The 20,109-nt window shown below is 65.0% G+C and carries 15 protein-coding genes; 10 read left to right on the plus strand and 5 right to left on the minus strand.

The annotated features are described in order from the left end of the window. Nucleotides 1–37 precede the first annotated feature (37 nt). On the minus strand, nucleotides 38–1,474 hold the full coding sequence (pyk, locus tag AB7531_RS06870) for a pyruvate kinase (protein WP_063981106.1): 1,437 nt from the start codon (nucleotides 1,472–1,474) through the stop codon (nucleotides 38–40). Further along, nucleotides 1,471–2,070, minus strand: a complete 600-nt coding sequence (locus AB7531_RS06875) for a DUF1036 domain-containing protein (protein ID WP_063981107.1) — start codon at nucleotides 2,068–2,070, stop codon at nucleotides 1,471–1,473. The genes pyk and AB7531_RS06875 overlap by 4 nt, the downstream gene beginning before the upstream one ends. Nucleotides 2,071–2,250: 180 nt before the next feature. Between AB7531_RS06875 and AB7531_RS06880 the strand changes: the two genes are divergently transcribed. From AB7531_RS06880 to AB7531_RS06890, 3 genes are all read left to right on the plus strand, one after another. Continuing rightward, entirely contained in the window at nucleotides 2,251–2,553 is a 303-nt protein-coding gene (locus AB7531_RS06880) for a DUF1244 domain-containing protein (RefSeq protein WP_063981108.1), read from the plus strand. 197 nt (nucleotides 2,554–2,750) lie between these two features. Continuing rightward, nucleotides 2,751–3,023, plus strand: coding sequence for a DUF2312 domain-containing protein (locus tag AB7531_RS06885; RefSeq protein WP_014492426.1), 273 nt, complete (start codon nucleotides 2,751–2,753; stop codon nucleotides 3,021–3,023). Between the two features lie 152 nt (nucleotides 3,024–3,175). Next, nucleotides 3,176–3,601 (plus strand): hypothetical protein, encoded by a 426-nt coding sequence (locus tag AB7531_RS06890; RefSeq protein ID WP_063981109.1) that lies wholly within the window; start codon nucleotides 3,176–3,178, stop codon nucleotides 3,599–3,601. A 945-nt stretch (nucleotides 3,602–4,546) separates the two neighbouring features. On the opposite strand, the gene AB7531_RS06895 is transcribed toward AB7531_RS06890, so the two are convergent. The 3 genes from AB7531_RS06895 to AB7531_RS06905 all read right to left on the minus strand — a co-directional run bounded on the left by AB7531_RS06895 (nucleotide 4,547) and on the right by AB7531_RS06905 (nucleotide 10,495). Beyond that, on the minus strand, nucleotides 4,547–6,154 hold the full coding sequence (locus AB7531_RS06895) for a DUF882 domain-containing protein (protein ID WP_283017559.1): 1,608 nt from the start codon (nucleotides 6,152–6,154) through the stop codon (nucleotides 4,547–4,549). 285 nt (nucleotides 6,155–6,439) lie between these two features. Beyond that, nucleotides 6,440–8,632 carry a L,D-transpeptidase family protein gene (locus AB7531_RS06900; protein ID WP_063981111.1) on the minus strand — a complete coding sequence of 731 codons (2,193 nt, stop codon included), beginning with the start codon at nucleotides 8,630–8,632 and terminating at the stop codon, nucleotides 6,440–6,442. Between the two features lie 366 nt (nucleotides 8,633–8,998). Beyond that, nucleotides 8,999–10,495, minus strand: a complete 1,497-nt coding sequence (locus tag AB7531_RS06905; protein WP_063981112.1) for a sigma-54-dependent transcriptional regulator — start codon at nucleotides 10,493–10,495, stop codon at nucleotides 8,999–9,001. A 127-nt stretch (nucleotides 10,496–10,622) separates the two neighbouring features. On the opposite strand from AB7531_RS06905, the gene AB7531_RS06910 reads away from it, so the two are divergent. The 7 genes from AB7531_RS06910 (at nucleotide 10,623) to AB7531_RS06940 (ending at nucleotide 20,080) form a co-directional block, all read left to right on the plus strand. Beyond that, nucleotides 10,623–12,530 (plus strand): M3 family oligoendopeptidase, encoded by a 1,908-nt coding sequence (locus tag AB7531_RS06910; RefSeq protein WP_063981113.1) that lies wholly within the window; start codon nucleotides 10,623–10,625, stop codon nucleotides 12,528–12,530. Between the two features lie 225 nt (nucleotides 12,531–12,755). Continuing rightward, nucleotides 12,756–15,743 carry a cell division protein gene (locus AB7531_RS06915; protein ID WP_063981114.1) on the plus strand — a complete coding sequence of 996 codons (2,988 nt, stop codon included), beginning with the start codon at nucleotides 12,756–12,758 and terminating at the stop codon, nucleotides 15,741–15,743. 140 nt (nucleotides 15,744–15,883) lie between these two features. Continuing rightward, nucleotides 15,884–16,036, plus strand: coding sequence for an aa3-type cytochrome c oxidase subunit IV (locus AB7531_RS06920; protein ID WP_008136857.1), 153 nt, complete (start codon nucleotides 15,884–15,886; stop codon nucleotides 16,034–16,036). Nucleotides 16,037–16,174: 138 nt separating this feature from the next. Continuing rightward, nucleotides 16,175–17,302 (plus strand): Re/Si-specific NAD(P)(+) transhydrogenase subunit alpha, encoded by a 1,128-nt coding sequence (locus AB7531_RS06925; RefSeq protein WP_063981115.1) that lies wholly within the window; start codon nucleotides 16,175–16,177, stop codon nucleotides 17,300–17,302. 10 nt (nucleotides 17,303–17,312) lie between these two features. Further along, complete coding sequence (locus AB7531_RS06930) at nucleotides 17,313–17,630, plus strand: proton-translocating transhydrogenase family protein (RefSeq protein WP_063981116.1); 318 nt, start codon at nucleotides 17,313–17,315, stop codon at nucleotides 17,628–17,630. Nucleotides 17,631–17,669: 39 nt separating this feature from the next. After that, entirely contained in the window at nucleotides 17,670–19,067 is a 1,398-nt protein-coding gene (locus AB7531_RS06935) for an NAD(P)(+) transhydrogenase (Re/Si-specific) subunit beta (RefSeq protein WP_063981117.1), read from the plus strand. A 212-nt stretch (nucleotides 19,068–19,279) separates the two neighbouring features. After that, the gene (locus AB7531_RS06940; protein ID WP_135216416.1) at nucleotides 19,280–20,080 is read left to right on the plus strand and encodes an alpha/beta hydrolase; all 801 of its coding nucleotides are present in this window, start codon (nucleotides 19,280–19,282) and stop codon (nucleotides 20,078–20,080) included. The last annotated feature ends 29 nt before the right edge of the window (nucleotides 20,081–20,109 follow it).

Genomic DNA, 20,109 nt, shown 5'->3' on the forward strand with positions numbered 1-20,109 from the left:
TGTTTTCGTCTTTTTTTGTTTGCCGGGCTCCCGCGGACTAGATATCCGCGCCGCCCTCGGGGCCGACCGAGGCGATGCGCACCATGTTGGTGGTGCCGGGGATGCCGAGCGGCACGCCAGCGACGATGATCACGCGCTGGCCGGCGCGGACAAAACCGTCGCGGAAGGCGATCTGGCCGGCGCGGCTCACCATGTCGTCCTGGTCGCGCGCGTCTTCCGCCACCACACAATGCACGCCCCAGACCACCGCCAGCCGGCGTCCGGCCGCGATGTTGGGCGTGATCGCCACGATCGGCGGCTTCGGCCGCTCGCGCGCGACGCGCACTGCAGTCGAGCCCGAGCTGGTCCAGCAGATCAGCGCCGGCAGATCGAGCGTCTCGGCGATCTGGCGGGCGGCGTCCGCGATGGCGTCGCCGGCAGTGGATTCCGGCGCGGGGCGCTGCGCGGTGAGCACGGAACGATAAATCGGGTCGCGCTCGACCTCTTCGCCGATGCGGTTCATGGTCGAGACCGCCTCGACCGGGAATTTGCCGGCCGCCGATTCCGCCGACAGCATGATGGCGTCGGCGCCTTCATAGACGGCGGTGGCGACGTCCGAGACCTCGGCGCGGGTCGGCACCGGCGACTGGATCATCGATTCCAGCATCTGGGTCGCGATCACCACCGGCTTGCCGGCGCGGCGCGCCATGCGCGTCATCTGCTTCTGCAGGCTCGGCACGCGTTCCAGCGGCAGCTCGACGCCGAGATCGCCGCGCGCCACCATCAGCGCGTCGGAGGCCTCGATGATGTCGGCGAGGCGGTCGATCGCCTGCGGCTTCTCGATCTTGGCCATGACAGCGGCGCGGCCGCGGATCATCTTCTTGGCCTCGATCACGTCGTCGGCGCGCTGCACGAAGGACAGCGCGATCCAGTCGACGCCGGTCACCAGCGCGGCCTCGAGGTCAGCGCGGTCCTTCGGCGTCATCGCGGAGACCGGCAAATCGGTGTCGGGCAGGCTGACGCCCTTGCGGTCGGACATCCGGCCGCCGACCACGACACGCGTCACCGCGTGCTCTTTCGAGGTCTCCTCCGCGATCAGGCGCACCTTGCCGTCGTCGAGCAGCAGCGAATGGCCGGGCCTGAGTGCAGCCAGGATCTCCGGATGCGGGAGATTGACGCGCGTGGCATCGCCCGGCGTCTTGTCGGAATCGAGCGTGAAGATCTGGCCGTTCTGGAGCTGGACTGCGCCTTCCGCGAAGGCGCCGAGCCTGAGCTTCGGGCCCTGGAGATCGACCAGGATGCCGATCGGCCGGCCATAACTGCTCTCGACGTTGCGGATCGTCGCGACCAGCTCCCGCATCTTGTCATGCGGGGTGTGGCTCATGTTGATGCGGAACAGATCGGCGCCGGCCTCGAACAGGCGGCGGATCATCGCGAGGTCCGAAGAGGCAGGTCCCAGGGTCGCGAGAATCTTGATACGGCGAAGACGCCTCATGGCTTATTTCCAGACGGTGGCGAGGGAGCTGGCGGAAGGCCAGGCGCGGCGGGGGGCGTACCACCGGGCGGACTATTGGGCAAACCCGGAACGCCGCCACCCGGGCCGACAGGGCCCGGCAGGCCGGGCACGCGCTGCTGCTGTGACGGCTGCTCGTTGGCGTCGGTCAGCTGCACTGTCCAAGCCCGCTGCTCGCCGGTATCGACCTCGAAATAGCCGGTCCGGTCGTAGCCGCGCGCGAGGCAATCCTCGGTGCCGCGGATGGTGAATTCCTTGTCGCGCGAGCACATGAAGGCCTGGCCCGACCATTCGCCGCCGCGGTCGTAGTCGATCGCGTAGATGTAATAGTAGCGCGCGACCAGCGTTCCCCGCAGCAGGGTCTCGCAGGAGCGGGACGAGATGTTCCACCAGCCCTCGGTGGTCCAGCCCTCGGCGTCCTTGTAGCCGAGCGCAATGCCGACCCGGCTCGAGGTGTTGTTGCAAAGCCGGAAGTCGGCGGAGGCCGGGCTGGCCCACAGGCACAGCAGGCCACCCACCAGCACCGGGACCAACCGGGCGAGCAGGCGAAGGGGGGCGCGGGGAGATTCGGCGATCATTGTCGCGGAACGTATACCAGATGATTGACGATTTGGCGTAGGGCCGGGGAACCGGCCTTCGGGTTGGCTCTGGCGCCGTTTGCGCCGTGATATGGCAAAATCTGTGACAAGGGCCCACCTGATCCCGTAAGGGTGACCCCCATCGGGGGCAGAACCAATTCAGGCCGAAGGGATCCAGCCATGGCAATCGACGACAAAACCAGAACGGAGCTCGAGGCGGCCGCTTTCCGGCGCCTGGTCGATCATCTGAAGACGCGGACCGACGTCCAGAACATCGATCTGATGAATCTGGCCGGCTTCTGCCGCAACTGCCTGTCGAACTGGCTCAAGGACGCTGCCGACGCGCAGGGCGTGAGCTTAAGCAAGGACGAGAGCCGCGAGGCCGTCTACGGCATGCCCTACGAGACCTGGAAGTCGAAATACCAGGGCACGGCCGCGCCCGAGCAGCTCGAGGCGATGAAGAAGGTTCACCCCGGGCACTGAACGGCCTCGCCGGCAGTCCGGCGGTGAGTCGCACCACACAACTCTTTCTTGGCCTCGCCGCAGGAAGGTGTGGGCGCGCTGTGGACGAGCGCGATGCTTGCTTGAACGCGAGAGCCGCGAACCCTAAGGGTCAACCAGCACGCGCGGTGAGGATGCCGGCGTCACCTCGTTTTGCCAGTTCCATTGGGAGTACCAAGATGGCCACCTCCGCCGCCGTCCGCGACGACGAGCCCGCGACGAAATTTGCCAAGGACCAGCTCAAATCCATCATCGAGCGCATCGAGCGGCTGGAGGAAGAGAAGAAGGCGATCTCCGACGACATCCGCGACGTCTATGCCGAGAGCAAGGGCAATGGCTACGACGTCAAGGCGCTGCGCACCATCGTGCGCATGCGCAAGCAGGACCCGAACGAGCGCGCCGAGGCCGAGACCATCCTCGAGACCTACATGCAGGCGCTGGGAATGCTCTGAGGCGATGCGCCTCTAGCACTGCTGCCGTAGCCCGGATGGAGCGCAGCGAAATCCGGGTTCTCGCAGTATGGAAGCATTCCCCGGATTACGCTTTCGCTCCATCCGGGCTACAAGCGTGGCGTGTTGCACTTCGTTTGTGAACGGAGACCGCTGTGACTGCGCCGCCGCTGCCGCGCGAGGTGAGCCGTGCCTTCGGCGCTCTTCCGGCGCCGATCGGCAAGCGGTTGCTCCAGGTACGTGAGCTGATCTTCGCGACCGCTGCGGCACATCACGATGTCGGCAAGCTCACCGAAACGCTGAAATGGGGCGAGCCGGCTTACCTGACCGATGAGACCGGCAGCGGCAGCACGATCCGGCTCGGCCGCCTGAAGGACTCCGAGCGCGCCGCCATCCTGTTCAACTGCAAGACGACGTTGATCGATACCTTTCGCGAGCGCTTTCCCGATGAGTTCGAATATCGGCAGACCAGGGCTTTGCTGTTGCCCCTATCCGGCGCGCTGCCGAAGCAGGAGCTCACCGTCTGCCTCTCGCTGGCGTTGACATATCATCTGGATCGGCGGGTCAGGAAAGCGAGATAGAAGCTGCAGGCTTCGACACTGTAGTCTTGGAAGTGGCGAGGACGCCATTGCGCCGGTCCGGCACGCAGCCTCGATCCGCAAGATTGTCGGTCTCGGTCTCAATTGCCGCGTCCGCGTTTGGCGTCTCGTCGGGCCTGCGCCCGCTTGTTGGCCTGCGAGACTCTTCCGATTTTTTCCGGTGGGAGTTTCTTGAGCCGGCGACGGCTTGGGATGGACCGCATGCCGTCATGCGAAGTTGGGGTCGTCTGCGGGCGAGAAAACTGACGCGCCCGACGGAGTGCTAACGCCCGTCGCGCCGCTTCCCCGAGCTCCCGTCGTGCTTCAAACTTCCGGATGCGCCTCAGCTCGTTCTTGACGCGCTTGATGGCGGCAGCGAAAACCGATTGGCGCCGGTTTGCATGCTCTGCCGTGCCGGAGAAACTCTTGCCGCGCGGGTCGGCTGTTCCCTTTGTTTCGCGGCGTCGATGCCGCGACAATGTACGCTCCCTGTCGCGCAGATCCCGAAGTCGGGCGCGAAGGCTCTCAAGTCCATCGCGCTCCATCTCTCCGACCACGGGATGGTGCGTACTCAATATGACTTCGCGCTCGTCGTGGTTCAGAAGGCTGAGCTCAGACTTGCATGGAACTGACATCGCATGCTCCTACTTCGCTGTGGCGACTTCCCTTGAGATGCGGCGCCGCTGCGGAAACGCGGAACACCAAGGCAAACGCAATCGCGTCCTCGGACTTTGTCATCGCGTCCGTTCTGGGCGCATTGCCACAATGCGCGTTTGGAATGCGTAGCGATACCGGGTGGATTACCCGTTGGAAGTGGGGGAATCTCCCTTAGTGCGGATGCGCACCAGGCCGGGACGACACTTGAGCGTGTGGCGCTGTCGTGCCCCAGGATTGCGCTGCGCTTCATCCCGGCTTGCGGGACTACCGAACGGCGTGAGGGGAAAGATCTCAGCGCAGCGCCGCGGTGCGCATGACGAACGACGTCGTCTCGAGCTTCGCGGTCGCACTGCCCGTAAAGCTATCGCAGGACAGGCCCTGCATCGGATCGTCGGCAAAGCCCATCGCGATCACGGCCTGCGGTTTGACGAAATAGCCGCGCAGGGCAACGGTATCCAGCTCGCCCATCAACGTCACCGACATCGCGCGGCTGGCGCTCGGCGACAGCATCACGATCTTGAGCCAGATGCTTTCGCCCCTGGCGGCGGAGAGGCGGGTCGCGGTTGCGATCCTGCCGTCGATGCTCTTGCCGACCACCGTGTTGATCTCGGTCGCGGGCGCAAGGCCGCGCGTCGTGGCAACGGGGCGGCCTGTGCGCGGGACCAGCGCGGAGGCGGCGACGACGTTGGCGCGGTCGACCGGGGAGGCGGACGCCGGCGCATAGGCCAGCGCCTGATAGGCCGCGCTGGAGACGGACGCGGTTGCTTGCGGCTCGGTGGCGGCGGCGAGCGCCTGGCGGGCCTTCAACGCCGCCACTTGAGCTGGCGTCGCCTGCTGCGGGGTCGCAGGGGCATCCCAGAAGCCGCGGGCATTGATGATGTCGGCCGGGGTCTCCGGCTTGCCGGCCGCAGGCTTGTCAGCCACGGGCGCGGGCTTCGGCTTGGGCGGTGCAACGAGCTGCGCATCGGCCGAAGCGAGCTGGATCGCAGCGGCGATCTGCGGCTTGGCGCGCGGTGTCGGCACCGGATCGGCCGGCTTGGCCGCGGCGGCAACCACGGTCGGCGCAACAGACTTCGCGGCCGGGGCGGGCGCGCCCTCGTCATCCTCGTCGCTGCTCGTGGCGGCGGGAGCCGACTTGCTCTTGAACAGAGCGGCAAAGAAACTCGGCTTGCTGCCGGAATCGTCGCCGGTGCCGCGGCGCTCGATGTCGGCCTTGGCCAGCTCATAGCCCTTCAGCGGCGTGCCGTCGGTCGGAACGTGGACCGTGCGGCCATCCGGGAACACGCGGGCGAGCTGGTCATGCGTCATGCGCGGCCAGTGCCGGATGCTGCCGGTATCCAGATGGACGAAGGGCGAGCCGGAGGTCGGATAGAAGCCGACGCCGCCGCGCTGCAGGCGCAGGCCGGCGAAGCGGATCTGCTCCAGCGGCACGCCCGGAATGTGGAAGTCCATCGCATGCCCCAGCATGTGCTGGCTGAAGCGCGCCACGCCGGAGGAGCGGCGGCGGAGCATCGCGTTGGTGGCGGGGGAGCGGTAGGAGGAAATGATTTGGATCGGCTGCTTGCCGTCGACGTCGCGATAGACTTCCCAGAGGATGTCGAACAGGCGACGGTCCATGACCGTCTCGTCCTGGGTCCGCCAGTCGCGCAGGAAGTGGTTGAGCTGCTTCAGCGCGGCCTCGTCGAAGCGGCCATCGCGCTTGAAGGTGACGGTGAGGTCTTCGCCGGAATGGGTGTGGTGGAACGAGAGCGTCTTGGTCTCGTTCAGCGCGGCGGCGTCATGGACCGAGCCCGCGGCAGCAAGCAGCAGTGCGGAAGCGAGGCCGATCCGGGATCCGGCCTTCACTCCCGCATGGGACAACGACAGCACTGCGAATTTGCGTGCGAAACCTGTCAGCACGAATGAGCCCACCCAGTCGACGAGCGTTCAAAATGGACTCTCCCGGCAACCCCGTTAGCGCGCGAAAGAGGATGAACGCTTTCTTAAAGCGAGAAGGTTAATTCGAGGTTGACCTTCTCGACCCCAAACCAAGTCAGAATACGAACCTAAGCGGTTCAGTGTGGCAAAAAAACGCCCGCTGCCGGAGTTCGGGTGGAGAATGGTTAACGTTAAGCGACCCCATCCAGGGGGATGAGGTCGCTGATCTTACTAGAGAATTTCCGACAAAGACCGATCGGGGAGGCCTCAGCGGGTAAACACCCGCTGCTGCTGCGGCCGGCGGCCGACCGGAGCCGGCGGCGGGGTCGGCGCCCCGAACAGCCGCTCGAAGAAGTTCGGACCCGACGAGCCGAAGCCGCCGCCATTGTTGGCAATCGCCACGCCCGAGGGCAGCGTCGTCGCCGGGCGTGAATAGCTCGGCTGGGAGTGAGCAACGACGTTCTCGAGGTCCTTGCCGCGGCCGTTCTTCAGGATGTTGATCATGGTCGCATCACGGCCATAGACGTCCTTGCGGATTTGCAGCTTGCCGCCATCGTCCACGAACGCGGTCTGGTAGGTGATGTTGACCGGGATCGGCGTCGGGAATTTCAGGTCGATCTCGCTCTTGCCGTACATGCTGCGCACGCGCTCCGGCGTGTACTTCTCGTTCGGCATGGCGATGTTGAGCAGAACGGAGGCGTACTGATCCGGGTTCTGCACGCGCATGCAGCCATGGCTGAAGGCGCGATCGTCCCTGGCGAACAGGTTCTTGTCCGGCGTGTCGTGCTGATAGACCAGGAACTTGTTCGGGAAGTTGAAGCGGATGCGGCCGAGCGCGTTGGCTTCACCGGGCGGCTGCGAGATGTGCACGGAGCCGTCGCGGTTCTGCTCGAGCTTGAGGCCCATGCGCTGGAGCACGGTCGGGTCCTGCTGAAGCGCCGGCAGGTATTCGTTGTAGACGATCGACGGCGGCACGTTCCAGGTCGGATTGACCGTGATGTACTTCATCGTCTCGGTGAGCAGCGGGGTCGCATGCGTGCCCGGCTTGCCGGTGACGACGCGAGTGGTCCAGACCTGCTGGCCACGCTGCATCACCTTCAGTGTGTAGTCAGGAATATTGAGGATGACATAGGCATCGCCCAGCGAGGGGACGCCGAGGTCGCGCGGCAGCCAGCGCCAGCGCTCCATGTTCACCAGCACAACGTCGATCTGCTTGTCGCGCTTCGGCGTGTTGATCGCCTTGACGGTCTTGTCGTCGAGGATGCCTGTTACCTTCATCTCGGCGCTATTCTGGAATTTGCGCACGGCTTCGGCGACGGTGGCGTCATAGCGGGTGTCGCCGGCGTTCTCGGGGAGGCCGAGCTTGGCGCGGAGCTGCGGCACGCGCGGATCTTCGACGACGATTTCAGCCTGCTTCTTGCCGGCCGGGGTGTATTTCAGCGCCGGACCGTCGCCGATCTCGATCACCGGGCCGCTGCCCTGGCCGCGCAGCTCGGCGAGCTTGGCCTTCAGCTCCTTGTAGAGCTTCTGCGGCGGGTTGTAGCTGTCGAGCGCTGCGGAGGCGTCGGCTGCGGTCGTGACCTTGGCGAGCACCTCGCTCGAATCGACCGGATGCTCGGGATAGAGGATGTCGCCGCTGACCTGCGACCAGTGCATGCGGCCGCTCTGGGCCTGGCGCGCATAGTCGAACATGCTGGCGGTGAGCTTCAGCTCGGCATCGGCGAGCGCATCGGGCGTCGTGGCGGCGGCGAAATCCGGCACCGGATAGTCGGCGGGATTGAGACCATCGGAGGCCGCATCCTTCAGCCGCGCGATCACGCCCTTGGCCGCGGCGGTCAGGCTGCCGGCCTGGGTCCAGACCGGCGCGAAGTCGCGTGCACCGTAAAACTTCTCGATCGCGGCGCGCTCGTTCTTGCGGTCGAAATGGCGCGAGGTCTTGGCGCCGATGATGTCCTTGAGCTTGTCGGCGACCGGCTGGTCGGCGGCGGGAACGTTGCTCGCGGCCTTCACCGGCTCGGCGGCCGGAGCCGCAGCGGGGGCCGCAGGCGCGGCCGGCGTTGCCGTCGCGGTGTCGGCCTTTGCCGGTTCGGATTTGGCAGGCTCGGTCTTGGCGGTTTCGTTCTTCGGCGCCTCAGCTGCAGGCGTGGTGGCGACGTCGGAAGGTTTGGTCTCGACCTTGTCGGGAGCCGGTGCGGCTTCGGCCTTCACCGGTTCCTTGGCCGGCTCCTTTGCGGAATCCTGAACCGTCGCGGTGGTGTCGAGCTTGATGTCGGATGCGGTCGGGGGCGGGACGTTGGCGGGCTCGGGGCGCGGGATCGCGGCTTCGATCGCGAGTTCGGCGGCGCTGCTGCGCGCCTGATCCTGCGCCAGGGCCGAGCTGGCCGATACCGTGAGGAAGGTCGCCGCGACCGTCATCAAGACGCGGTCAAAGCCCGCACGGTGGTTCAAACAGTCACGCATTGTGTCGCACCCCTCGGGTGAACTGTCCCTCGTGGAACAGCTTCATTATCGCCTAATGAGCTTCGGGCTAAACTGCGCCGGCCGCTCGAAAGTTGCACGCCTGCACGCAACGATTCATACGCGGACGAACGAATCCTACGCAGACGATATACAGGCCCCGTTTGGGCGGCCAGCGCTACCCGGGACAACTCACGACAAACTGACTTCAAGAAAGCCCGTTTGCAACGGATTGTGCGGCTTTGGCAGACGCTTTTCCATGTGTCTGTCACTTCCAAGTCACGGTTCACGTCGCAGCCGGATTTTGCCGTAATGCGAAGGGCTTGCGGCGTCATCGCAACGCCAGGCGAACCTCCGTTCGCATGAGGCTCAGGGCGTCTCCTCACCGCTTTTGCCGCCATGTCCGGGAACCCCGGCTTCGTCGAGCTTGCGGTAGAGCGTGGACCGGCCGATTTTGAGGCGGCGGGCGACCTCGGACATCTGCCCCCGATAATGCGAGATCGCGAAACGGATGATCTCGCTCTCCATGTCCTCCAGCGGGCGGACGTCGCCGGTGGGGGTCAGCATGGAAAGGGTGCCCGCCAGCGGCAGCGGCGCGATCGGTATTTCACCACCCGACACCACCGAGGGCGCCGCGATCGGCTCGAGCATCAGCGGCGCGGTCGGGATGTCGGTCTCGAGATGCGGCTGCGAGGTGAGCAGGGGGAAGTCGGCAAGGTCGAGCTGGTCGCCCTCGCTCATCACCACCGCGCGGTAGACCGCGTTTTCGAGCTGGCGGATGTTGCCGGGCCAGTCGAGCTGGGCGAGGTGCGCGACGGCCTCGCCGCTGATGCCGGTGATGAGGCGATTCTCCTCGGCGGCAAAGCGCGCCAGGAAATGCCGGAGCAGATACGGGATGTCCTCACGCCGCGCCCGCAGCGAGGGGATCGTCAGCGGCAGCACGTGGAGGCGATAGAACAGATCTTCGCGGAAATGGCCCTGCTTCACCCGCTCCAGCAGCCTGCGGTTGGTCGCGGAGATGATCCGGACGTCGACCTTCAACGGCTTGCGTCCGCCGACCGCTTCGACCGCGCCTTCCTGAAGTGCGCGCAGCAGCTTGACCTGCGCGGTGAGCGGCAGCTCGCTGACCTCGTCCAGGAACAGCGTGCCGCCATGAGCCTCGACGAACTTGCCGGTGTGCCGTTCGGTGGCGCCGGTGAAGGCGCCCTTCTCGTGACCGAACAGGATCGACTCGACCAAATTGTCGGGGATCGCACCGCAATTGACCGCGACGAACGGCTTAGCCTTGCGCTCGCCGCTGCCATGGATGGCGCGTGCGAACATCTCCTTGCCGACGCCGGACTCGCCCTCGATCAGCACTGGGATCGACGAGCCCGCGGCCTTCTGCGCGGCACGCATCACGGCCGCCATCGCCTCGGCGCGGGTGATGATGTCGGAGAAAGTCAGCCGGCCCTCGCGGCTGTGACGGATACGCTGCAACTCGCCCTTGAGCGCGGAGGCATTGAGTGCGTTGCGCAGAGAGACCTGGAGCCGCTCCAAGCCAACCGGCTTGACGACGAAATCGGCCGCGCCCGCGCGCATCGCCGAGATCACGTTGTCGATGCCGCCATGGGCGGTCTGCACGATGACGGGGACGCCGAGGCCGGCCTCGCGGATTTTCGCCAGCACGCCCATGCCGTCGAGGCCGGGCATCACGAGATCGAGGATGACGGCGTCGATCGCCGGTGCATCGGGGGCGGTGAGGGCGGCGATCGCGGCGTCGCCGGAGTCCACGACGACCGTCTCATAGCCGCATTTCTGCACCATGTTCTCGACCAGCCGGCGGGCTACTGCGTCGTCGTCGGCGATCAAAATACAGGCAGCCATGGTGTTCCCCGCACGCTACTACTATCTGTCTCGAATCGGGTCACTCTGGCCGAAGCCGATTAACGCACTCTTAAACCTTGATGCCCCCGCCCGCCGTCGCGCTTGTTGAACACAGGTTTCCCACACAATGAATTCGCGCTCCAAATCTGCTCTCAAGAAATCTGCCTCCAGCAAGCCCGCTCTCCGCAAGCCAAGCACCAGGAAATCCGCCGCCAAGGCAAAGTCCTCCAAATCTTTGCCCGCAAAGCCTGCGGGCAAGACCGGCAGGCTTCCGGAGTGGAACCTCGCCGACCTCTATTCCGGGATCGATGCGCCGGAAGTGGCGCGCGATCTCGAAAGGATGGACGCCGATTGCGTCGCGTTCGAGACCGACTACAAGGGCAAGCTCGCTACAGGGACAGCAAACGAAGATGGCGGAAAATGGCTCGCCGAGGCGGTGCGACGCTATGAGGCGATCGACGATCTCGCCGGCCGTCTCGGCTCCTATGCCGGTCTCGTCCATGCCGGCGACAGCGTTGATCCCACGATTTCAAAGTTTTACGGCGATGTCTCCGAGCGGCTAACGGCGGCGTCCACGCATCTCTTGTTCTTCGCGCTCGAGCTCAACCGCGTCGATGACGATATTTTGAACCGCGCGATGCAGGCCGCCGAGCTCGCGTATTACCGTCCTTGGATCGAGGATCTGCGCAAGGAGAAGCCGTACCAGCTCGACGACAAGCTCGAGCAGCTCTTCCTCGAGAAGTCGCAGACCGGCTATTCCGCCTTCAACCGGCTGTTCGACCAGACCATCTCCGGCCTGCGCTTCAAGGTCGGCGCCAAAGAGCTCGCGATCGAGCCGACGCTCAATTTCCTGCAGGACCGTGACGGCACAAAGCGCAAGGCTGCGGCCGAAGCGTTGACAAAGACCTTCAAGGCCAATGAGCGCACCTTTGCGCTGATCACCAACACGCTCGCCAAGGACAAGGACATCTCCGACAATTGGCGTGGGTTCAAGGACGTCGCGGATTCTCGGCATCTGAGCAATCGCGTCGAGCGCGAGGTGGTGGACGCGCTGGTCGCCTCGGTGCGCGCGGCCTATCCAAAGCTGTCGCATCGCTATTATGCGTTGAAGGCGAAGTGGTTCGGCAAGAAGCGGCTGGCTTATTGGGACCGCAACGCGCCGCTGCCGTTCGCCGCGACCGACGTCATCGGCTGGCCCGATGCGCGCAACATGGTGCTGACGGCCTATCGCGGCTTCTCGCCCAAAATGGCCGAGATCGCCGAGCGCTTCTTCACCGATCGCTGGATCGACGCGCCGGTTCGCCCCGGCAAGGCGCCGGGCGCGTTCTCACATCCGACCACGCCGTCGGCGCATCCTTACGTGCTGATGAACTACCAGGGCAAGCCGCGCGACGTGATGACGCTCGCGCATGAGCTCGGCCATGGCGTGCACCAGGTGCTGGCCGCGAAGAACGGCGCGCTGATGGCGCCGACGCCGCTGACGCTGGCCGAGACCGCGAGCGTGTTCGGCGAGATGCTGACCTTCCGGCGGTTGCTGGCGCAGACCAAGAGCGCCCGGCAGCGCCAGGCGCTGCTCGCCGGCAAGGTCGAGGACATGATCAACACGGTGGTGCGGCAGATCGCGTTCTATTCGTTCGAGCGCGCGGTCCACACCGAGCGCAAGAACGGCGAGCTCACCGCGACGCGGCTCGGTGAGATCTGGCTGTCGGTGCAGGGCGAGAGCCTCGGGCCGGCGATCGAGATCAAGGCGGGCTACGAGAACTACTGGATGTACATCCCGCACTTCATCCACTCGCCGTTCTACGTCTACGCCTATGCCTTCGGTGATTGTCTCGTGAACTCGCTCTACGCCGTCTACGAGAATGCGGCCGAGGGCTTTGCCGAGCGCTACCTCGACATGCTCGCCGCCGGCGGCACCAAGCATTATTCCGAGCTGCTGCGGCCGTTCGGGCTCGATGCCAAGGATCCCAAATTCTGGGACGGCGGTCTCTCGGTCATCGCCGGGATGATCGACGAGCTCGAGGCGATGGGCTGAGGCGAAGCGCGAGTTCCTTCCGGGCGCACGGAATGCGGGTGCCGCAGGTTTTTTTGCGGCCCCCAGTTCCATCCGTGGGCGTGGGCGACCTTCGCGGCGGAGGCCGGCGATTTGCTACGTGCGATTGAACGTTCGCGCGGCCCGCAAGACTAACTCAACAGATACTCGGAAATGATTTTCTACTATTGATTGTGGATTGATCGGTTTCTCCCTGGGGAGGCACCCATGCTCCATCAAGGGCCCGCCACGCCGGTTCCGATGGCGAGAAATGCTGCCGCCGTCGATCAGGAAACGCCCTGGTGCGAGAAGCACCATCAGATCGTTTGCGATGAGATCGAGGCGATCAACACCCGCCGCGAGCCGGAACGGCGCCTCGACGCCGACGGCCTGCAACCCTGCCAGTTGCTCGACGTCGTCGGACTTGCGTTGTCCGGCGGTGGCATTCGCTCGTCGGCCGTTTGCCTCGGCGTGCTCCAGGCACTGAACCACCACAACCTGATCGGCCGGATCGACTATCTCTCCACGGTGTCGGGCGGCGGCTATATCGGCACCTCGCTCAGCGCCACCATGACGACCGCACGGCGCTTTGTGTTCGGCGAGAGACCCGCCGGCGGAACCGTCACGTCCGCCGAGATCAGCGATACGCCGTCGGTCGGACACCTGCGCAACTATTCCAACTATCTGATCCCCGCCGGTGCCCGCGATCTCCTGACCGGAGTTGCGATCGTCGTGCGGGGACTGGTCGCCAATATCGGGTTGACGTTGCCCATCGTGCTGCTGCTTGCCGCCATCACCATCTGGTCAACGCCGCTGCGGAGCTGCCTGACGGATGCGAACATCTTCGGCATCAGTCTCAACAACAGGTCGTTGTGCGAGCTGCATGATTTCAGCGACATCGATCGTTACGGTTTCAGCACATTCGGCCTGGTCGTCGCGCTCGTGATGTTCGCTTGCAGCGGGCTCGCCTATTTCACCTCCCGCTCCGTCCGCGGCAGCGGTCCCAGCGTCGTGTTCGCCTATATTGGCGGGATCGCATTGTTGCTGGGCGTCGCGTGCGACTTCGCCCGGTTTCTCAAGGTCCAGCATTTTGCGTTGAGCCTGTCGATCGCAATCATCGGGGGCGTCCTGTTTTTCGGATGGGCGCTCAAGCAGTCGCTCGCGAGCCCCGGCAAGCGGCAGGAGTTCCGTTCGCACTGGCCGAGCATGGGCGCGACCTTCCTGGTGCTGCTGGCGGTGATCGCCTTCTTCGAGTTTCAACCCTTCATGCTGGAGCAGATGTTCGATGTCGCCGAGAGCAGCGCAATCGGTGGACCGGCTGCTGCGGTTGCGATCACCTGGATCAAGTCGCTCGCGGCAGTGGCTGCGCCAATCGGTGTCTTCGTCACCGCGTTCAGGCAGCAATTCGTGGAATTGCTGAAGGGCAACAGCGCATCCTCGCAATGGGGTTCGCTTGTGCTCGCGGTCGTGGCCAAGGTCGCGCTATGGATCGCGGGCCTTGCGCTTCCGCTCGTCATCTGGGTCGCATACCTCTATCTATCCTATTGGGGCATCGCCAACGATCTGTTCGAGAGGTGCCCGTCCGTTATGGGCGCAACCTCCCAGCGAGAGTGCCTGGTCAATGCCAAATCGAACGCGCCGTCCGGAAGCCTCGCAGGCAGGATTCAGTTCGATGTCAGCAAGGGGACCTTGTCGGCGGAAATCACGCCGAAAGCCGCACCGCAGGTCGTGGCAGATGCCGAGCAGTTGACGCCGATCTGGCACACGCCCGCCTGGCTCCTGTTCCTGGCTCAGAAAGCGGGGCAGGTGGTTCAGGTTCGTTTTCCCAGCCTGTTCCAGGGCAATGCTTCGGAGCTCGCCTACTCCTACAGCCTGCACATGGTGATCCTCTACACGTTCGCCGGCGCCCTGCTGTTCGCCATCTCGTTCTGCCTGACGCCGAATGCGAACTCGTTGCACCGGCTCTATCGCGATCGCCTGAGCAAGGCCTTCCTGTTCGATCCGACGCGTTCGGCCGACGGGCGCGTCGCGCCCGCCGAAGCCAGTCTCGACCAGGGGCGCGATTTCAAGGCGCTCGATCGCATGAAGCTGACGGATCTCTACGCCGCTCCGGCCGCGACGGCCCGGATTCCAGGGCAGCCGGCTGCGCCGAAGCTGCACGCGCCCTATCAGCTCATCAATACGGCGCTGAATATTCAGGGCTCCGACTTTGCCAACCGGCGCGGACGCAACGCGGACTTCTTCGTGTTCTCCGCCCTGAACGTCGGCAGCGAGGCGACGGGCTATGCGCCCACCGATCTGGTGCAGGACGACGAGCAAAGTCTCGATCTCGCCACCGCAATGGCGATTTCCGGAGCCGCGGCCTCCTCGAACATGGGTTCGAGCTCGATCAAGGCGCTGACGCCCACGCTTGCGCTCCTCAACGTCCGGCTCGGCTATTGGCTGAAGAACCCGCGTTACGTCGATGAGCGTGTCCGGCCGCAGCGCCGCTCCACGCCGATCTATTTCTGGTCGGAGATCTCGGGGCGCCTGTACGAGAACAGCGACAGCGTCTATCTGACGGACGGCGGTCATATCGAGAATCTCGGCGTCTACGAGCTGTTGCGCCGCCGCTGCAAGGTGATCATCGCGGTCGATGCGGAAGCCGATGCGCCGATGAATTTCGGTTCCCTGATGACGTTACAGCGTTACGCCCGCATCGATCTCGGCGTCCGCATCGACCTGCCATGGACGCCGATTCGCGAGCGCACGCGTGCGCTGATGGCGCGCAATGCCGACAAGGCGGGTGATCCCGGCGCGGCCGACGAGCGCGACGACATTGCGCGAGACCACGTCCACGTCGCGATCGGCACCATCGACTACGGAGGCGACGAGCAGGGTTATCTCGTTTACGTCAAATCGTCGCTCAATGGCGACGAGAACGACTACATCCGGGACTACGCGCGGCGAAACGACCGCTTCCCGCACGAGACCACGGGTGACCAGTTCTTCTCGGAGGAGCAGTTCGAGGTCTACCGCGCGCTGGGCTTCCACATGGCGCACGGTTTCCTGTCCGGTGACAATCCGGTCGCGGTCGGGTCCGGCGTCGATCCGCATATGGCCCGATTCACTGAAGCGGGCGAGCCGGCGATCGACGCGGTCCGCGAGGCGCTCGGTCTTCCGGTACCTCGGCGGCAAACCGCGAGCGTCACCGCCACGATGATCGATCAGGGCTGAGCAGCGCGACAGCCGGATTCCCGGCAATCGGAATTCCAAATCACCTGATTTGCCCGAAAACCGGCCATCGGTGCCGTTGCCCTGCCCGAAGGTTTGCGGTATCCCAGCCCAAGAATTCGACTTTCGACTGGGGACAATACATGGCTGACCATAGCGAAGTGGCGTACACCACCGCCGACGGCAACGACTACGTTGCCCACGAGCAGACCTATGAGGGCTTCATCAAGCTGGTGAAGTACGGCACGGCCTCGGTCGCGCTCATCGTGATCCTGATGGCGATCTTCCTGACCTGACCTATCGGCAGCTGCACACGTCAGCAGCAGCTGCCGCCTACAAAATTTGCATCCAAGCCGGTCCCAAAACCGGTATCGAACGCTGCGGGAGTAACGCTTAAGTTTGCGCGCGCGCTGTCCCGCGTCGCCGGAGGGCCTATGAAGATCGCCGTTGCCAAGGAAATCGATCCGTCGGAGCCGCGTGTCGCCGCTTCGCCTGATACGGTGAAGAAGTTCAAGGCGTTGGGCGCCGAGATCGCCGTCGAGCCGGGCGCCGGCCTCAAATCGGGCCTGCCGGATTCCGAATTCACCGCCGTGGGCGCCACCGTCAGCGCCGATGCGCTGAAGGACGCCGACATCATCATCAAGGTGAAGCGTCCCGAAGCCTCCGAGCTCGCGCAGTACAAGCGCGGTGCGCTCGTCATCGCCATCATGGACCCCTACGGCAACGAGGCCGCGCTGAAGACGATCGCCGATTCCGGCGTCTCCGCCTTCGCGATGGAACTGATGCCGCGCATCACCCGTGCGCAGGTGATGGACGTGCTGTCGTCTCAGGCGAACCTTGCCGGCTACCGCGCCGTGATCGAGGGGGCCGAGGCCTTCGGCCGCGCCTTCCCGATGATGATGACTGCCGCCGGCACCGTGCCCGCCGCAAAGGTGTTCGTGATGGGCGTCGGCGTTGCCGGCCTCCAGGCGATCGCGACCGCGCGCCGTCTCGGCGCCATCGTCACCGCGACCGACGTGCGGCCCGCGACGAAAGAGCAGGTGGAATCGCTCGGCGCAAAATTCCTCGCCGTCGAGGACGAGGAGTTCAAGAACGCGCAGACCGCCGGCGGCTACGCCAAGGAAATGTCCAAGGAATACCAGGCCAAGCAGGCCGCGCTCACCGCCGAACACATCAAGAAGCAGGACATCGTGATCACGACGGCGCTGATTCCGGGCCGGCCGGCGCCGAAGCTCGTTTCGGCCGACATGGTCAAGTCGATGAAGCCGGGTTCGGTGCTGGTCGATCTCGCCGTCGAGCGCGGCGGCAATGTCGAAGGCGCGAGGCCGGGCGAGGTCGCCGATGTCGATGGCATCAAGATCGTCGGCTACACCAACGTTGCCGGCCGCGTCGCGGCGTCCGCCTCCAGCCTCTACGCGCGCAACCTGTTCAATTTCATCGAGACCCTGGTCGACAAGGGCAGCAAGGCTCTTGCCGTCAATTGGGACGACGAACTCGTGAAGGCGACGGCGCTCACCAAGGACGGCGCCGTGATTCACCCGAACTTCCAGCCGAAAGCTTAGGAGAGCCGCCATGGAGCATGTTGCACAGGTCGTCGACCCCTTCGTCTTCCGGCTGTCGATTTTCGTCCTTGCCGTCTTCGTCGGTTATTTCGTGGTGTGGTCGGTGACGCCGGCGCTGCACACGCCGCTGATGAGCGTGACCAACGCAATCTCCTCGGTGATCGTGGTCGGCGCGCTCCTCGCCGGCGGCGTCGCCAATGTCTCGAGCGGCTCGGGCTGGGCACGCGCCTTCGGCTTCGTCGCTCTGATCTTCGCCTGCATCAACATCTTCGGCGGCTTCCTTGTCACCCAGCGGATGCTGGCGATGTACAAGAAGAAGTCGAAGTAAGCGGCCACCTCGGGCTGAAGGGATCAATGGGGACCTGAGATGAGCGCCAACCTCTCTGCATTTTTGTATCTCGTGGCGGGAGTGCTGTTCATCCTGTCGCTGCGCGGGCTGTCGAGCCCGGCTTCGTCGCGCCAGGGCAATCTGTTCGGCATGATCGGCATGGCGATCGCGGTCGCCACCACGCTCGCCAACCATCCGCCGGCAGACGGCCTCGCCTGGGTGCTCGTCATCGTCGGTATCGCGATCGGCGGCGGCATCGGCGCGGTGATCGCCCGCCGCGTGCCGATGACCTCGATGCCGGAACTGGTCGCCGCCTTCCACTCGCTGGTCGGCATGGCCGCGGTGCTGGTCGCCGCCGGCGCGTTCTACGCGCCGGAAGCCTTCGACATCGGCACGCCCGGCAACATCCATCCGCAGAGCCTGGTCGAGATGTCGCTCGGCGTCGCCATCGGCGCGCTGACCTTCACCGGCTCGGTGATCGCGTTCCTGAAGCTGTCCGCGCGCATGAGCGGCGCGCCGATCATCCTGCCGTTCCGCCACGTCATCAACATCGCGCTCGCGATCGCGCTCGTCGTCTTCATCGTCGGGTTGGTGATGTCGGGCAGCGCGCTCGACTTTTGGCTGATCGTCATCATCGCGCTGGCGCTCGGCGTGCTCATGATCATCCCGATCGGCGGCGCCGACATGCCGGTCGTGATCTCGATGCTGAACTCCTATTCCGGCTGGGCTGCGGCCGGCATCGGCTTCACGCTGGGCAATTCCGCGCTGATCATCACCGGCGCGCTGGTCGGCTCGTCGGGTGCGATCCTGTCCTACATCATGTGCCACGCGATGAACCGGTCCTTCATCTCGGTCATCCTCGGTGGCTTTGGCGGCGAGACCGCCGCGGCCGGCGCTGGCGGCGGCGAGCAGAAGCCCGCCAAGCTCGGCTCGGCCGACGACGCCGCCTTCATCATGAAGAATGCGCAGAAGGTCATCATCGTGCCCGGCTACGGCATGGCGGTGGCGCAGGCCCAGCACGCGCTGCGCGAAATGGGCGACATCCTGAAGAAGGAAGGCGTCGAGGTGAAGTACGCCATTCATCCGGTCGCGGGCCGCATGCCCGGCCACATGAACGTGCTGCTCGCCGAGGCCAACGTCCCCTACGACGAGGTGTTCGAGCTCGAGGACATCAACTCCGAATTCGCGCAGGCCGACATCGCCTTCGTGATTGGCGCCAACGACGTCACCAACCCGGCGGCCGAAGAGGACAAGACCTCGCCGATCTACGGCATGCCCGTCCTCCAGGTCTGGAAGGCCGGCACCGTCATGTTCATCAAGCGCTCGCTCGCCTCGGGCTATGCCGGTATCGACAATCCGCTGTTCTATCGCGACAACACCATGATGCTGCTCGGCGACGCCAAGAAGGTCACCGAGAACATCGTCAAGGCGATGTAGGGCGGGAAGGCGAGCGGACCGTGGCCCTGAACAAGGAGTGGCACCGGTCCCATCGCATGCCACCGAAGGCGACGCGCGAGCAGCGTGTCGCGTGGCACGTTGCCCATGCGGCGGCGTGCGGCTGCCGCGAGATTCCCTTGAGCATCCGGCCGGACGTTCTCAAACTGCTCACGAGCCGCCGCAAATCCTGAACTCCGGAATGGCGGGCCGCGATGACATTCCTGAAATGGACCGCCACCATCCTCGCGGCCGGCTACCTCGCCGGTCTCGTCCTGTTGTTTGCCAAACAGCGCGCCATGCTGTTTCCGATTCCGACGGCCGAGCGCACGGCGCCTGCCGCCGCGGGACTTCCAGACGCCGAAGAGCATGTCCTGACGACGTCTGACGGCGAGAAGGTCATCGTCTGGCACGTGCCGCCAAAGCCTGGCCGTGCCGTGGTGCTGTTCTTCCACGGCAACGGCGATTCTCTGGCCGGCCTTGCCGGCCACTTCAAGGCGATCACGGCTGACGGCACCGGTCTCGTCGCGCTGTCCTATCGCGGCTATTCGGGCTCCAGCGGCGCACCGGGCGAAGATGGCCTGCTGCGCGATGGCGCGGCCGCGTACGCGTTCGCGGTGGCGCGCTATGACGCCCGGCGCCTCGTCGCCTGGGGCTTCTCGCTCGGGACCGGCGTTGCGGTCGCCGTCGCCTCCGAACATCCGGTCGGGAAGCTGATCCTCGAGGCGCCCTATTCGTCGATCGCCGACGTCGCCGCCGCGCATTTCTGGTTCGCTCCGGTTCGCCTCCTGATCCGCGACCCCTTCCACTCGGATGAGCGCATCGCACGCGTCACGGCTCCGCTCCTGATCATGCATGGCGCGCAGGACCAGACCATCCCGATCGCATTCGGCGAGAAATTGTTTGCGCTGGCCCGCGAGCCGAAGCAGTTCGTCCGCATTCCCGGCGGCGGGCACGACGATCTCGGCAGCTTTGGCGCCATCGAGATCGCACGAAACTTCATCAATGGGTCCTGAGGGCTGACGGATGCGATCTTCTCGCGCAT

This window comes from Bradyrhizobium sp. 63_E2_N1_3, assembly GCF_052076005.1.
GTDB lineage: Bacteria > Pseudomonadota > Alphaproteobacteria > Rhizobiales > Xanthobacteraceae > Bradyrhizobium > Bradyrhizobium barranii.

Bases quoted from the DNA above. Each gene is read 5' to 3' on its own strand.
- AB7531_RS06920 (WP_008136857.1), top strand. From the start codon at position 15,884: ATGGCTGACCATAGCGAAGTGGCGTACACCACCGCCGACGGCAACGAC.
- AB7531_RS06935 (WP_063981117.1), top strand. From the start codon at position 17,670: ATGAGCGCCAACCTCTCTGCATTTTTGTATCTCGTGGCGGGAGTGCTG.
- AB7531_RS06905 (WP_063981112.1), bottom strand. From the start codon at position 10,495: ATGGCTGCCTGTATTTTGATCGCCGACGACGACGCAGTAGCCCGCCGG.
- AB7531_RS06875 (WP_063981107.1), bottom strand. From the start codon at position 2,070: ATGATCGCCGAATCTCCCCGCGCCCCCCTTCGCCTGCTCGCCCGGTTG.
- AB7531_RS06910 (WP_063981113.1), top strand. From the start codon at position 10,623: ATGAATTCGCGCTCCAAATCTGCTCTCAAGAAATCTGCCTCCAGCAAG.
- AB7531_RS06930 (WP_063981116.1), top strand. From the start codon at position 17,313: ATGGAGCATGTTGCACAGGTCGTCGACCCCTTCGTCTTCCGGCTGTCG.
- AB7531_RS06915 (WP_063981114.1), top strand. From the start codon at position 12,756: ATGCTCCATCAAGGGCCCGCCACGCCGGTTCCGATGGCGAGAAATGCT.
- pyk (WP_063981106.1), bottom strand. From the start codon at position 1,474: ATGAGGCGTCTTCGCCGTATCAAGATTCTCGCGACCCTGGGACCTGCC.
- AB7531_RS06880 (WP_063981108.1), top strand. From the start codon at position 2,251: ATGGCAATCGACGACAAAACCAGAACGGAGCTCGAGGCGGCCGCTTTC.
- AB7531_RS06885 (WP_014492426.1), top strand. From the start codon at position 2,751: ATGGCCACCTCCGCCGCCGTCCGCGACGACGAGCCCGCGACGAAATTT.
- AB7531_RS06900 (WP_063981111.1), bottom strand. From the start codon at position 8,632: ATGCGTGACTGTTTGAACCACCGTGCGGGCTTTGACCGCGTCTTGATG.
- AB7531_RS06925 (WP_063981115.1), top strand. From the start codon at position 16,175: ATGAAGATCGCCGTTGCCAAGGAAATCGATCCGTCGGAGCCGCGTGTC.
- AB7531_RS06940 (WP_135216416.1), top strand. From the start codon at position 19,280: ATGACATTCCTGAAATGGACCGCCACCATCCTCGCGGCCGGCTACCTC.